Annotated in this window: 11 protein-coding genes; 7 read left to right on the plus strand and 4 right to left on the minus strand. The window is 68.5% G+C overall.

Annotation, left to right across the window (positions count from 1 at the left end):
* Positions 1–2: 2 nt before the first annotated feature.
* The 7 genes from HALOF300_RS00515 (at position 3) to HALOF300_RS00545 (ending at position 10,230) form a co-directional block, all read left to right on the plus strand.
* Positions 3–3,776 (plus strand): metallophosphoesterase family protein, encoded by a 3,774-nt coding sequence (locus tag HALOF300_RS00515; protein ID WP_156738696.1) that lies wholly within the window; start codon positions 3–5, stop codon positions 3,774–3,776.
* A 657-nt stretch (positions 3,777–4,433) separates the two neighbouring features.
* A complete protein-coding gene (gene nrdH / locus HALOF300_RS00520; protein WP_156738697.1) occupies positions 4,434–4,706 on the plus strand; it encodes a glutaredoxin-like protein NrdH in 273 nt (90 codons plus the stop codon).
* Between the two features lie 89 nt (positions 4,707–4,795).
* On the plus strand, positions 4,796–5,197 hold the full coding sequence (gene nrdI, locus HALOF300_RS00525) for a class Ib ribonucleoside-diphosphate reductase assembly flavoprotein NrdI (RefSeq protein WP_156738845.1): 402 nt from the start codon (positions 4,796–4,798) through the stop codon (positions 5,195–5,197).
* A gap of 5 nt (positions 5,198–5,202) precedes the next feature.
* Positions 5,203–7,338, plus strand: coding sequence for a class 1b ribonucleoside-diphosphate reductase subunit alpha (nrdE, locus tag HALOF300_RS00530; RefSeq protein WP_156738698.1), 2,136 nt, complete (start codon positions 5,203–5,205; stop codon positions 7,336–7,338).
* 125 nt (positions 7,339–7,463) lie between these two features.
* Positions 7,464–8,438 carry a class 1b ribonucleoside-diphosphate reductase subunit beta gene (gene nrdF, locus HALOF300_RS00535; RefSeq protein ID WP_156738699.1) on the plus strand — a complete coding sequence of 325 codons (975 nt, stop codon included), beginning with the start codon at positions 7,464–7,466 and terminating at the stop codon, positions 8,436–8,438.
* A gap of 197 nt (positions 8,439–8,635) precedes the next feature.
* Entirely contained in the window at positions 8,636–9,337 is a 702-nt protein-coding gene (locus tag HALOF300_RS00540) for a phosphotransferase (protein WP_197522194.1), read from the plus strand.
* A 158-nt stretch (positions 9,338–9,495) separates the two neighbouring features.
* The gene (locus HALOF300_RS00545) at positions 9,496–10,230 is read left to right on the plus strand and encodes an SDR family NAD(P)-dependent oxidoreductase (RefSeq protein WP_156738700.1); all 735 of its coding nucleotides are present in this window, start codon (positions 9,496–9,498) and stop codon (positions 10,228–10,230) included.
* 15 nt (positions 10,231–10,245) lie between these two features.
* Here the strand turns inward: HALOF300_RS00545 and HALOF300_RS00550 are convergent, their stop codons facing one another.
* The 4 genes from HALOF300_RS00550 to HALOF300_RS00565 form a co-directional block, all read right to left on the minus strand.
* On the minus strand, positions 10,246–10,779 hold the full coding sequence (locus HALOF300_RS00550) for an NUDIX domain-containing protein (RefSeq protein ID WP_197522195.1): 534 nt from the start codon (positions 10,777–10,779) through the stop codon (positions 10,246–10,248).
* A gap of 37 nt (positions 10,780–10,816) precedes the next feature.
* Positions 10,817–12,286, minus strand: a complete 1,470-nt coding sequence (gene mqo / locus HALOF300_RS00555; RefSeq protein ID WP_156738702.1) for a malate dehydrogenase (quinone) — start codon at positions 12,284–12,286, stop codon at positions 10,817–10,819.
* 115 nt (positions 12,287–12,401) lie between these two features.
* A complete protein-coding gene (locus tag HALOF300_RS00560) occupies positions 12,402–12,632 on the minus strand; it encodes a PLD nuclease N-terminal domain-containing protein (protein WP_197522196.1) in 231 nt (76 codons plus the stop codon).
* A gap of 95 nt (positions 12,633–12,727) precedes the next feature.
* Positions 12,728–14,182: a Na+/H+ antiporter NhaC family protein gene (locus tag HALOF300_RS00565; protein ID WP_156738703.1), complete on the minus strand. Its 1,455-nt coding sequence runs from the start codon at positions 14,180–14,182 to the stop codon at positions 12,728–12,730.
* Between the last annotated feature and the right edge of the window lie 124 nt (positions 14,183–14,306).

Genomic DNA, 14,306 nt, shown 5'->3' on the forward strand with positions numbered 1-14,306 from the left:
GCATGCGAGAACGTAGCGGGAGATCAGGGCGCGCGAGCGCCATCGCGTTGGTGACCGGGGCCGCTCTGGTGGCCTCCGGCCTGCTGGCACCGGCCGCGCTGGCCGATACCGAGGACGGGGCACCGATCCTGCTGCCCGAACAGGGCAGCTACCTGCACGGCGACGCCGCGGTCGCCGCCGAGCCGGTCGCGGCCGGTGACTCGGTCACCGCGCTGCGGCTCGACGGCGAGGACCTCACCGCCGACGTGACGACCGGCGCGGCCACGCTCCTGTTCGACGTCGGCACGAACTCGATCGAGGCACGGTTCGGCAACTCGGTGGTCGTCAACGGCAACGTCATCGGCCTGACCGAGCGCGACTACGTCGACGAGCGGGTCGCGCTGCCCGTCCCGAACGACTACCTCACCGAGGGCACCAACACCGTCGAGTTCGTCACCGGCTCGACCCCGAGCAGCTGCGGCGACAACTTCGACGACTTCGACATCTCGAACCTCGACATCGAGTTCCTCGATGGCACGGCGGACGGGTCCGTTAACGAGTACGCCTACCTGATGGGCGACGGCAGCTGCGGCTCGAACACCTCCCGGCTGCCCGAGGTCACACTGACCTTCGAGTTCGACGGCATGCCCGGCGCGACCACGGGTCTGGCCACCACCCTGGACACCACCGCGCTGACGGACGGCACCCACACCCTCGAGGCGATCACCGTCGCCGGGGTGAGCACCTCCCACTCCGTCGTCGTGAACAACGGCGACCCGGGTGCGCCCACGATCATCCCCGAGGACGGCGCTCTCCTGAACGGACCGCAGACGTTCCTCGCCGCGCCCACGGACGCCGCGGATCCCGTCGCGGAGCTCACCCTCGACGACGTGCCGCTGCCCACCGTGCCAACCCTCGGCGCCGACACCTCCGCGTTCGTCCTCACGGTCGGCTCGAACTCGATCGAGGCCCGCTACGGCAACTCCGTCGTCGTCAACGGCCTGCCCATCCTGCTCGGCGACCACGTCAGCGAGACCGTACGTGTGGACGTGCCCAACTCGTACCTGCTCGCGGGCGAGAACGTCATCGAGGTGGTCACCGGAACGTTCGTCACCTCCTGCGGCGCCAACCGCGACGACTTCGTCGTCTCGGACCTGAGCCTCGAGGTTTCCCAGGGCACCGCCGTCGGCCAGGACATCGCCGCCTCCTACAACATGGGCGACGGCGACTGTGGCTCGAGCACCACGAAGCCGCGCGAGATCAGCCTCACGTTCGTGGTGGACGCCGAGACGTCCGGCCTGCGCGCCGACGTCGACACCGCGACCCTGACCGACGGCGAACACACGCTGACCGCGGTCACCGCGTCCGGCGCGACCTCGCGCCGCACCATCAGCACGGACAACACCGGGCCCGCCCTGACGGGTAGCAGCCCCGCCGACGGCGCCGAGATCGGCTCCCCGGTGCCCCTCGCCGTCGAGCTGGACGACCTCTCCGGCGTGCTCGGCGAGCCCACCCTCACCCTCGACGGCGCGGAGGTGGCCCCGGGTACCTCCGTTGGCCCCGGCCTGACCGCCGGCGAGCACGTCATCGGTGTCACCGCCGAGGACGTGCTCGGCAACGTCTCCACGCACGAGATCACGTTCGTGGCGCTCGGTGTGCCGTCCGTACCGGCCGACCTCAGCCCGGCCGACGGCGCCGTGGTCACCACCGACACCGTGGACCTGTCCGCGGTCGTCGCCGAACCCGACGGTGGTGACGTCACGGCGACGTTCAACCGCGCCGGCGCCGACGGTGCGACGGTCGCCTACCAGGGCGAGTCCGAGACGGTGCCGACCACCCTCGACATCGAGGGCGCCGAGGAGGTGCCGGTCGACGCGCTGAACCTCGGTGACGGCATGACCCTCGACTCACCGTCCGGCGCGGCGGTGGTGTACCAGCGGTTCGACATCGCCACCGCGACCGACCTCAACGGTTCGACCATCTCCTGGCAGGGCACGCTCGACCCGCAACGGCTCGCCTCCCTGTACGTGTGGGACGTCCCGACGGGTGCGTGGGTGCTGGTCGACAGCGCCCGCGGCGTGTTCGACGCAGTCACCGCGCTCTCGGCCCCGGTCGCGGCCGGCCACCTCGACGCGGGCCTGGTGCACGTGCTCGTGACCGGCACCGACCCGTTCGCCGACGACATCGAGCCAGGGGACCCGGCCGGGTTCGCCGACCGTGACGACTACGACTTCTCGCTGGCGCACTTCACCGACACCCAGTACCTGTCCGAGGGCGCCGTGGAGCAGGAGAGCGAGCAGGAGCGAGCCGTCTGGGAGCAGGCCTACACCGACGTCACCCAGTGGATCGCCGACAACGCCGACGAGCGGGGCATCGCCTATGCCGCACACACCGGGGACATCATCGAGAACTACACCCAGAACAACGACGACCCGGCCTACGTCGCCAACGCCCGCGCCGAGTACGAGGTGTCCTCTGCCGCCCAGCGGATCCTCGACGACGCCGGTATCCCGAACGGGGTGCTGGCCGGCAACCACGACAACGGCACCGGCACCGACGACGGCCCGGGGGCGCTCTTCAACGACTACTACGGACCGGAGCGGTACGAGGCTCTCTCCGGCACCTGGGCGGGCGCCGCCTATGGCGCGCCCTGGCGCGAGGGGGACAACCAGAACCACTACGACCTGTTCACCGCCGGCGGCCTCGACTTCGTCGCGGTCTACCTCTCCTACGGCGTGACGAACGAGGAGGCGGCCTGGGCGAACGAGATCCTCGCGCAGTACTCCGACCGCAACGCGATCCTGCTCGCGCATGACTACCTGCGCCCGAGCGTGAACCCGGACGGCCGGGACGCCGGGTTCTCCAGCCGGGACGGCGCGCTGCTCTACAACCGGGTCGTCACCGTGAACCCGAACGTGTTCCTGGTCCTTGGCGGCCACGAGCACGGCGTCGGCACGAACGTGCGCACCGACGTCGGCGCCGACGGCAACGGCGTGGTCGAGATGCTCGCCGACTACCAGTTCTACGAGGTCACCGCCGAGCGCGCCGGCCTCGTCGACATCGGCGGCTACGACCCGCAGCAGGGGCTGCGGTTCGGCGCCAGCTTCTTCCGGCTGCTGCAGTTCGACGTGGACCGTTCCGAGATGATCGTGGACACGTACTCCCCGTGGCTGGACGACTTCGGCGCCACCGAGTTCGACACCGACGCCCGCTACAACGGGCTCGAGGACAACATGGTGCTGCCGGTCGACCTGTCCAGCCGGGCCACCAGCTTCGCGACGGACGGGGTGGCGCTGTTCACCCCGACGTCCGAGGTGATCGGCACCGACACCGTCCCCTCGGGCACAGCGGCCACCGCCACCTGGACGGACCTGGAGCCGAACCAGACCTACGCCTGGTTCGTCGTGACCACCAGTGCGGCGGGCGGGGTGACCCTGTCCGACACGCGGGTGTTCACCACCGAGTTCGAAGCGCCGGGCGAGATCGTCCCGGTGCCTCGGGAGGCACTGGTGCCGGGCAACCGTGGCGCGGTCGACCTGCCGCCCTCGGCGCGGGCCGGCACGAGCCTCACCGTGACGGTCGGCGCCGAATACGCCGGCACCGAGGTCGGCACGTTCCTGTACTCGACTCCGCTCGGTGACGCGACCGGACTGGGCACCACCGTGGTGGCCGCCGACGGCACCGTCACGATCACCCTGCCGGCCGACGCCCGGGCCCGGGCCAGGCTCGCGTTGCTCGCCGCTGACGAGGTCATCCTCGGCTGGGACGACCTGACGGTGATCCCCACCCGGGGCTGACGCACCGCCACGCGGCGGACCCTGGCTCCGATCCGACGGCCCCCGAGGCACCTCACGGTGACCTCGGGGGCCGTCGCGTCTCACTCTGGTCGCCAACGCGCCGCCGACCGCAACGCTCCAACGTTGCATCCCACCGATGAAACGTTGGAGGGCTGCGTTCGGCCGCGGAGGCGAGGGAGGTGACGGAGGAGGTGGCGGCAGTTCGCCCCGCGCGCCTCGACGACCAATGTCGGTGGTCGGGTCGAGACTGGTGTCGTGACCAGAAGGTGCTCCAGGTGCCGGTCCGCGGTTGTGGATCCGTGGACGGACGGTGCACGGGCCGGTGGATTCACGGACCGTCGATCAGGCGCCGCTACGGCCCCGGCTGTGGACAACTCGGCCGCACCGGCACCGTCGGGCGGTTACCCACAGGTCGGCCCACAGGCGGTACACAGAACAGCCGCGGAAGTCCACAGCGACACGCCGCCAGCTGTGGAAGACACGCCCGCGACACGACGCGCCGACACAATCCCTAGGGGTTCGCGCGGATCGTCACCACTAGGTGTAGTGTCTATGGAACGGGCAGCGGTAGTTGCCCCGACGAATGACATGAAGGTAGTTACACGGCGGTAGTCCAGGGGGACGCACCACCGACACCACACCGAAGGGATCCCCGCCATGACCATCACCGTCTTCAGCAAGCCGGCCTGCGTGCAGTGCGACGCGACGTACCGAGCCCTCAAGAAGCAGGGCCTCGAGTACACGGTGGTGGACATCACCGAGGACGCGCAGGCCCTGGAGTCGGTGAAGGCGCTCGGTTACCAGCAGGCACCCGTGGTGTTCGCCGGTGGCGACCACTGGTCGGGCTTCCGTCCGGACAAGATCAAGGCGCTCGCAGCCGTGGCCGCGGGAGCGGCCGGCAGTTCCAACGCCGCCGCCGTGCTCGCCTGAGCACCACCGCACACCGCCGGCGACGGGACCGCTAAGTCCCGCCGTCGGCCATCAGTCGTAGGCGTCTGACCACCGAGGGCGTGATCATCGTGACCGGCATCGTGTACTTCTCCTCCGTCTCGGAGAACACGCGCCGTTTCGTGGACCGGCTCGAGCTGCCGGCGGAGCGCATCCCGCTCCGGGCGCACGAACCGGCGCTGAAGGTGAAGGCGCCCTACGTGCTCTTCGTGCCGACGTACGGTGGCGGGAACGGGCGGGGCGCCGTGCCGAAGCAGGTGATCCGGTTCCTCAACGACGAGGAGAACCGGTCGCTGATCCGCGGGGTGGTGGCCGCGGGCAACACGAACTTCGGCTCCGCCTACTGCATCGCCGGGGACATCGTGGCGCGCAAGTGCCAGGTGCCCTACCTCTACAACTTCGAACTACTGGGAACCGCTGAGGACGTGCATCGCGTCCGTGAGGGATTGGGACAGTTTTGGCTGCAACGCTGACGACAATGACAGAGACCACGACGAGTGAGCCGGCGATGGACTACCACGCGCTGAATGCCATGCTCAACCTCTACGGCCCGGACGGCGAGATCCAGTTCGACAAGGACCGGGAGGCGGCGCGGGAGTACTTCCTGCAGCACGTCAACCAGAACACGGTCTTCTTCCACAACCTCAAGGAGAAGCTCGAGTACCTGGTCGAGAACGGGTACTACGAGGCCGAGGTCCTGGAGAAGTACTCCTTCGAGTTCCTGCAGTCGATCTTCGACCACGCCTACGGCAAGAAGTTCCGGTTCCAGACGTTCCTGGGCGCGTTCAAGTACTACACGTCGTACACGCTGAAGACCTTCGACGGGAAGCGCTACCTGGAGCGGTTCGAGGACCGCGTGGTGATGGTGGCGCTCACCCTGGCCGACGGCGACGAGACGTTCGCCACCCGGATGGTCGACGAGATCGTCTCCGGGCGGTTCCAGCCGGCCACCCCCACGTTCCTCAACTCCGGCAAGAAGCAGCGCGGCGAGGCCGTGTCCTGCTTCCTGCTGCGCATCGAGGACAACATGGAGTCGATCGCGCGGGCGATCAACTCCGCGCTGCAGCTGTCCAAGCGTGGCGGCGGCGTGGCCCTGCTGCTGTCCAACATCCGTGAGCACGGCGCCCCGATCAAGAAGATCGAGAACCAGTCCTCCGGCGTGATCCCGGTCATGAAGCTCCTCGAGGACTCCTTCTCCTACGCCAACCAGCTCGGCGCCCGCCAGGGTGCGGGCGCCGTGTACCTGCACGCCCACCACCCGGACATCCTGCGCTTCCTGGACACCAAGCGGGAGAACGCGGACGAGAAGATCCGCATCAAGACGCTCTCGCTCGGTGTGGTGATCCCGGACATCACGTTCGAGCTGGCCCGCAAGAACGAGGACATGTACCTGTTCTCCCCCTACGACGTGGAGCGCGTGTACGGCGTGCCGTTCGCCGAGATCAACGTCTCCGAGAAGTACCACGAGATGGTCGACGACGGCCGGATCAAGAAGAAGAAGATCAAGGCGCGCGACTTCTTCCAGGTCCTCGCGGAGATCCAGTTCGAGTCGGGCTACCCGTACATCATGTTCGAGGACACGGTGAACAAGGCGAACCCGATCAAGGGCAAGATCACCCACTCGAACCTGTGCTCGGAGATCCTGCAGGTCTCCACCGCCTCGACGTACAACGAGGACCTCTCCTACGACCACGTGGGCAAGGACATCTCCTGCAACCTGGGCTCCCTGAACATCGCCGCCACCATGGACTCCCCGAACTTCGGGGCCACCGTGGGCACCGCGATCCGGGCCCTGACGGCCGTGTCCGACCAGACCCACATCTGGTCGGTGCCCTCGATCGAGCAGGGCAACAACGACTCGCACGCCATCGGCCTCGGCCAGATGAACCTGCACGGCTACCTTGCCCGGGAGCGGATCTTCTACGGGTCCACCGAGGGCATCGACTTCACGAACATCTATTTCTACACGGTGCTGTTCCACGCCCTCACCGAGTCGAACAAGCTGAGCATCGAGCGGGGGTCGAAGTTCAAGGGCTTCGACGACTCGAAGTACGCCAGCGGGGAGTACTTCGACAAGTACCTCACCCAGACCTGGGAGCCGGCCACCGAGCGGGTCCGCACCCTGTTCGCCGACGCGGGTGTGCATATCCCCACCCAGGAGGACTGGGCGGCGTTGAAGGCGTCCGTGCAGGAGCACGGTATCTACAACCAGAACCTGCAGGCCGTGCCGCCCACCGGTTCGATCTCCTACATCAACAACTCGACCTCCTCGATCCACCCGGTGGCCTCGAAGATCGAGATCCGCAAGGAGGGCAAGATCGGGCGCGTCTACTACCCGGCGCCCTACCTGAGCAACGATAACGTCGAGTACTTCGAGGACGCCTATGAGATCGGCTACGAGAAGATCATCGACACCTATGCCGCGGCCACCCAGCACGTGGACCAGGGCCTGTCGCTGACGCTGTTCTTCAAGGACACCGTCACCACCCGGGACCTGAACAAGGCGCAGATCTACGCCTGGCGCAAGGGCATCAAGACGCTCTACTACATCCGACTGCGCCAGCTGGCCCTGACCGGCACCGAGGTCGAGGGCTGCGTGTCCTGCATGCTGTGAACCTCCGGCCGGTCTCCTGACCGGTTCCGGATCAGATCCCCCTCCCGGCGCGTGACTCGCTCCGCGCCGGGAGGGGCCCCCATTTCTCCCCTCCCCAGAACCACCCCGCGCAAGGAGCAGCACCCGTGTCCGAGAAGCTCAAGTTGGTCAGTCGCGTCACGGCCATCAACTGGAACCGAATCCAGGACGACAAGGACCTCGAGGTCTGGGATCGTCTCACCGGCAACTTCTGGCTGCCCGAGAAGGTCCCGCTGTCCAACGACATCCAGTCCTGGCACACGCTCACCGCGGACGAGCAGCTCATGACCACCCGGGTGTTCACCGGCCTGACCATGCTGGACACGATCCAGGGCACCGTCGGCGCCGTGAGCCTCATCCCGGACGCGGTCACCCCGCACGAGGAGGCCGTCTACACGAACATCGCGTTCATGGAGTCGGTGCACGCGAAGTCCTACTCCTCGATCTTCTCCACCCTGATCTCCACCGCGGAGATCGATGACGCGTTCCGCTGGTCGGAGGAGAACGAGAACCTCCAGCGCAAGGCCGACATCGTGCTGAACTACTACCGCGGGGACGACCCGGAGAAGCGCAAGGTCGCCTCCACCATGCTGGAGTCGTTCCTGTTCTACTCGGGCTTCTACGCGCCGATGTACTGGTCCAGCCGGGCGAAGCTGACGAACACCGCGGACCTGATCCGGCTGATCATCCGGGACGAGGCCGTGCACGGGTACTACATCGGCTACAAGTTCCAGAAGGCCCTGGAGAAGGCGACGCCCGAGCGCCGCCAGGAGCTCAAGGATTACACCTTCGAGCTGCTCTTCGAGCTGTACGAGAACGAGGAGCAGTACACCGAGGACCTCTACGACCCGCTCGGCCTGACCGAGGACGTCAAGGCGTTCCTGCGGTACAACGCGAACAAGGCGCTGATGAATCTCGGCTACGAGGGCCTCTTCCCGAAGGACCAGACGGCCGTGAACCCGGCGATCCTGTCCGCGTTGTCCCCGAACGCGGACGAGAACCACGACTTCTTCTCCGGGTCCGGGTCCTCCTACGTGATCGGCAAGGCCGTGAACACCGAGGACGAGGACTGGGAGTTCTGAGCCGAGGGCTCCACTGACGCGCGGAGCGGGTCCGGGCACACGCGACCCGCATCCGACGTCAGCGGAACCGGCGCCCTCGAGCGGTCCAGCCTAGCGGGCCGCGTGCTGGCTCCTGGGCTTGCCGCCGGGTCGGCGCTCGCTGAGATCCTGCGTTCAAGGGCGTTGCGCAGCGGTGAGAACTTCGATGTCATAGGGCCGTGAACGCAGACGAGGCCGGGCCGCCGGGAGAGCTGATCGGCCGCGGCCGCACGGCTGACGTGTTCGCGCTCGGGGACGATTCGGTGCTGCGCCGGTACCGGGACGGACAGAACGCGGAGCCCGAAGGGAAACTAATCGGCCACCTCACCCGCCAGAGCTTCCCGGTCCCACTGGTCCACTCGGCCCACGGCGGCGACCTGGTGATGGAGCGGCTGTACGGGCCGACCATGCTCGGTGCCCTCATCGCAGGTGAGATGGACATCGAGACCGCCATGACCGTGCTGGCCGAGCTGCACCGCGCACTACGGCAGGTTGGCCCGCCCCCGGATGCCCTGGTGCCAACCGGTCACGGGCTCATCCACCTGGACCTGCACCCGGACAACGTCATCATGGAGCCCGGCCGCGGCCCGGTCCTCATCGACTGGAACAACGCCGAGATCGGACCGGGTGACCTGGACGTCGCGATGACGGCGCTGATCATGGCCGAGGTGGCCGTCAACCCCGACGGAGCGGAGCTCGTGGGCGCGTTGCACGACCAGCTGCGCCACGCCGTCGGGGTGTTCCTGGCCGCCGCCGGCGGCGCCCCGGTCGCCCAGCTGGGCGAAGCGGTTCGGCGACGGGTCGCGAACGTGACCCTCTCCGAGGACGAGCGGCGCGCGTCCGTCCGCGCCGGCGACCTGGTCGTCGAACTCGCGCGATAGCCCGGCCCCGCGGTCACCCAGAATCTCGGCGCTCATCGCATTGCGCAGGGCTCGCACCTCACATCTCGGCGCCGGTCCACGTCTACACGGTGACGAGCCATGAGCTCACCTCGCGCGCCGGACCCGGCGCCCGAGGAATCTTCGTGAAGGGACCGAGTATGACTACCGCACTTGTCACCGGAGCCACCCGTGGACTCGGCCTGGCCACCTCCCGGGCGCTGGCACGGACCGGCGCCCGCGTGCTGATCGCCGGCCGGGCACGAACCGTCACGGAGCAGGTGGTCGACGGGCTGCGCCAGGAAGGACTCGATGCGCACGCGGTTCAACTCGACGTCACCTCTCCGGACAGCATCCAAGCCGCCGTGAAGCAGGTCGAACGGCGGCACGGGCACATCGACGTGCTGGTGAACAACGCCGGCATCCTGCCCGAGGCGACGGACGCCACCGAGCATCAGTTCGGGGATCCGTACCTGTTCCGTACCACCTTCGAGACCAATCTCTTCGGAGCGGTCGCGGTCACCGAGGCGTTCCTGCCACTGCTGCGCCGGAGCACTGCCGGTCGGATCGTCAACGTCTCCAGCACTATGGGTTCGCTGCACGATCAGGAGAACCCTGACTCGGCGTACTACCAGACAGTCGTGCCCGCCTATCAGAGTTCCAAGGCGGCCCTGAACAGCGTCACGATCAGCCTTGCCAAGACGCTGGCGGACACCCACATCAAGGTCACCTCCGTCTGCCCCGGCTTCGTCCAGACCGATCTGACACCGTTCAGCAGGGAGGTGGCTCCCACCACCGCCGAGCAGGCCGCGAGGGTGGTCGTCACGGCGGCGACGCTGCCCGCCGATGCGAAGTCGGGAACCTTCATCGACAGTGACGGACTCGTCGCCTGGTGAGGACTCGCCCGGCGCTCAGCCCACGATCCCGCGGCTGATCGCGTCGCGCAGGACGTCGGCGTGCCGCTCGTCGTGCGTCTCCAGTTCGGCGACGGCCGCGTCCGGATCGAGTTCCTCGACGGCGACGATCTGCTCGCCGTCCGGCGGGTTGGTGGGTGGTCCCGTCACCTCGACCTGCCCGACGGCGTAGGCCCAGTAGGCGTGCGGGTGCGGCTGGTGCGGCCGGTAGGGGTGGGGCAGGCGGCTGGTCGCCGCGTGGGCGGCGAAGACGACGGGCTCGCTGCGGAACTCCGCGCCGGCCTCCTCGAGCAGTTCCCGCCCCGCCAGTTCGCGCACGGACTCGCCCTGCTCGCGGGTACCGCCGGGCAGGAACCGCCAGCCTTCGATGCTGTGACAGACCAGCACGCGTCCGGCCGGGGTGATCGCGACCAGGTGCAGCCGGGTGATGAGCTCCTCGGCCGGTGCAGTCCGCTGGTAGCGGATGTCCGCGCCCGCGTAGGGCACGAAGCGAGGGGAGGCGAGCCGTGCCTGCCAGTCGGGGGTGCTCACGGCGACGAGTATCGCAGGGCTTCCCGCGGCCGGAGCTCTATGCCCCGCCCAGTCCCAGCGTCTGCGCGGTGGCGCGGCGGATCTCCAGCGCCCACTCCTCGTCGGTGTTCATCGACCGTCCGAGGGAGGGCACCAGTTCGCGCAGTGGCTGCGTCCAGCCCTGATACCGGTCGGGGAACGCCTCCTGCAGCAGCCGGATCATGACCGGGACCGCCGTCGATGCGCCGGGTGAGGCGCCGAGCAGTCCGGCGAGGTTGTTCCCGGGGGAGATCACAAGCTCGGTGCCGAACTGCAGGGCGCCGTGTCCGCGCTCGTTCCTGCCGATCACCTGGACGCGCTTGCCGGCGTCGATCATCTCCCAGTCGGCGTCGACGGCGGCGGGCATCATCTTGCGCAGCGCGCGCATCTGCTTGTCACGCGGGGCGGTGATCTCGCGGATCAGGTACTTCAGCAGGTCGAAGTTGTCCTTGGCCACGGTCAGCATCGGGGCAATGTTTCCGGGGCGAATGGTGCGGAACAGGTCCAGTCGGGAGCCGGCCTTCAGGAATCGCGGGTCGAAGCCGGCGAACGGGCCGAACAGCAGCGAGTCCTCGCCGTCGACCGTGCGGTGGTCGAGGTGCGGAGCGCCGAGGCCGGGCACGCCCTTCTCGGCAAGACCGTAGGCCTTGACGGGGTGTGCGTCGACGACCTCGGACGTGCGGGTGCGCAAGAACTTCCCACTGACCGGGAAGCCGCCGAAGCCGTTGGCCTCGGGGACTCCCGATCGCTGCAGGAGCCGGAGCGAGCCACCGCCCGCGCCGACGAAGACGAACCGGGCCGGGGTCGTGGCGACGCCGGTCGGGGTGCGGTGCTCGATCATCCACCCCTCGCCGTCGCGGCGCAGGTCGGTGACCCGTTGGTGCAGGTGCAGGCGCGCGCCACGCTCGACCAGCGTGTCGGTCAGCGCACGGGTCAGAGCACCGTAGTCGACGTCCGTGCCTGAGGCCTCGTAGGTGGCAGCGATCGGCTCACCCGGTGTCCGGCGCTCCACGAGCGCCCTTGACCACTCGCCGATCTGAGCCGGGTCGTCGCTGTAATGGAGGTTCGCGAACAGCGGCTGCGACCGTAGCGCGGCATACCAGGTCCGTAGGAGGGAGACCTGTTCCGCGCCGGTCACGAACGCGACATGCGGGGTCGGGTTCACGAATGCCGACGGTGTCGGGAGATCGCCGCAGGTGACCAGCGCGGACCAGAACTGGCGGGTGACGTGGAACTGCTCGTTGATCGCGATGGACTTCGACACGTCGAGGCCACCACCCGGCAACGGGGTCGCGTAGTCGAGCTCGCAGAAGCCTGCGTGGCCGGTGCCGGCGTTGTGCCATGCGTTCGAACTCTCCAGCGCTGCCCCGTCGAGGGACTCGAAGATCTCGATCGACCAGTCCGGCTCGAGGTGCTGGATCAGCGTGCCGAGAGTCGCGCTCATGATGCCGGCGCCGATCAGTGCGACGTCCGTGGTGCCTGAACCCATGGACCGCAGCCTACGGACTGCGGCGGCGGTGGCCAGTCTCCGGTCGACCCGTGGACACCGCCCAGCGGGCCCCTGTGCTCATGGCACCGGGGTCCTCAACGAACGGCGGCCCGGCTCAACGCTTGCGACCGAAGGCGAAGTAGCTGATCGGGCCGACGAAGTTCACGAAGCTCACCGCCACCCAGGCGCCCTTGGGGCCGCGGACCTGATCCGCGGGCCGCCGCTTCAGGTCGATGAGTGCGGCGACGAGCAGGCTGATCTCCACCGCGGCGACACCGATGAGCGCTGCCTGCTGCCCGGTGGAGAGGTTCGTCCACCGCATCCTGTGCTGATCGTCTGGGTGCATTGCACCAGGCTACGACCGTTGGCTCGGCCGTGCCCGGGACGCACGCGACGTCCGACAGGTGCGGGTCATGGAGGGTGATCGGGCGCGCCTCGACGTCAGACTGAAACCGGCTCGGCGGCGTCCTCGCGCTGCCGCACCGCGACGCCGTCGGCCCCCTCGAAGCGCCGTCCCCAGCCGGTGGCCACCGCCACGATCAGCACCACCGTGAGCACCAACGGGTAGAACGTGGCCCCGAACAACTGCACGGTGGACAGGGCCGGTGCCTGCTCGTGACCGCCGGTGAGGAGCGCACCGATGAACAGGAACGCGCTGAACACCGGGACCACGCAGGACACGCCCATCGCGAAGCAGTCCATCACGTTCGTGCGCCGGTACGGGTGGAGCTGCTGACGCGCCCCGATCTCGTCGGCGATGGGTCCGAAGGCGAGCATGGAGGCCGAGTTCACTCCGCCGAAGAGCACCGTCGTGGCGCTCACGCCGAGGCCGATCGCGGTCTCGGCGCCACGCGGGGTGCCGGCCAGCCGCCCCCGGGCGAGGGCGTCGACGATCCGGTTCAGCACGCCGCCGGCACGGAGCACACCCATGATCCCGAACACGGAGATCACCAGGCAGACCGTGGGCAGCAACGACGCGACCCCGGTCACGAGGTAGCCGGTGGGGGCGCCGTCGACCACCCCGAGCACGCCGGACGGTTCCAGGAGCCCGGAGAGCAGCGCGGTCGCCGTCCCCAGGATCAGTCCGACCGTCACGGCCAGGAAGATGTTCCGGGTGTAGAACGACACCGCGAGCAGCACGGCGATCGGGATCAGCATGAGCAGGCCGCGTGCATCCGACGCCTCAGCGAGGTCGGCGCTGTCCACCGGACCGGCGCCGGTGCCCCCGAAGACCAGGTAGGCCACGGCGCTGACGCCCGCCGCCACCAGCGCGTACCGGGCGCGGCTCGTGACGACTCCGCCGATGTCCGCGGCGCCGTCCTTGCGGCGGAAGCGCTGCGTGGAGGCGGAGATGATCGTGGTGTCGGAGATCGGCGCGAGGTTGTCGCCGAAGATCGCGCCGGAGACGATCGCGCCGGCCAGCAGCGTCGGGTCCGCGCCGAGGAGCACGCCCGCCGGGTAGAAGATCGGGAACGCGGTGAACATGGTGCCGATGGAGGACCCGGTGGCCATGGCGATCAGGCAGCACGCCAAGAACGTGAACAAGGTCAGCGCGGCCCCGTTCAGACCGGCCTGGTCGGCGATCCAGACGAAGCCACCGGAGACGTTCGAGTCCTTGATCAACTGGCCGAGCATGCCGACCATGAACAGCACCATGACGATCGAGACCGCCGTCGGGCTCCCGATCCCGGCCATGACGGCGTCCCAGTACTTGCCGTAGTTGCGGGCCAGGAGCGCGCCGATCAGGAGCGCGATGAAGCCGCCCGTCGCCAGCGCGGTCATGTCGAACGCGTCGAGCACCACGAAGTAGAGGACGCAGAAGATCAGGAAGATCGCCACGGGCACGAACGCCATCATCCAGCCGCCGCGGAACTTCAGTTCCGGCTCGTCATTCATCGATTCGACCTCGTACCTCGCCGTGACGGATCTGCCGCGACCCAGCTCGCGCGGCTCGGCCACGGACCTTACACGGGCGTGGAACGCCGAGTCGTCGCCGTCCACCGATCGGGGATACTGCTTG

The sequence above is a fragment of the Occultella aeris genome (genome assembly GCF_902703175.1).
GTDB classification, from domain to species: Bacteria; Actinomycetota; Actinomycetes; order Actinomycetales; family Beutenbergiaceae; genus Occultella; species Occultella aeris.

Coding starts and splice junctions, on each gene's coding strand:
- nrdE (WP_156738698.1), top strand. CDS start 5,203: ATGACAGAGACCACGACGAGTGAGCCGGCGATGGACTACCACGCGCTG.
- HALOF300_RS00515 (WP_156738696.1), top strand. CDS start 3: ATGCGAGAACGTAGCGGGAGATCAGGGCGCGCGAGCGCCATCGCGTTG.
- mqo (WP_156738702.1), bottom strand. CDS start 12,286: ATGGGTTCAGGCACCACGGACGTCGCACTGATCGGCGCCGGCATCATG.
- nrdH (WP_156738697.1), top strand. CDS start 4,434: ATGACCATCACCGTCTTCAGCAAGCCGGCCTGCGTGCAGTGCGACGCG.
- HALOF300_RS00560 (WP_197522196.1), bottom strand. CDS start 12,632: ATGCACCCAGACGATCAGCACAGGATGCGGTGGACGAACCTCTCCACC.
- HALOF300_RS00545 (WP_156738700.1), top strand. CDS start 9,496: ATGACTACCGCACTTGTCACCGGAGCCACCCGTGGACTCGGCCTGGCC.
- HALOF300_RS00565 (WP_156738703.1), bottom strand. CDS start 14,182: ATGAATGACGAGCCGGAACTGAAGTTCCGCGGCGGCTGGATGATGGCG.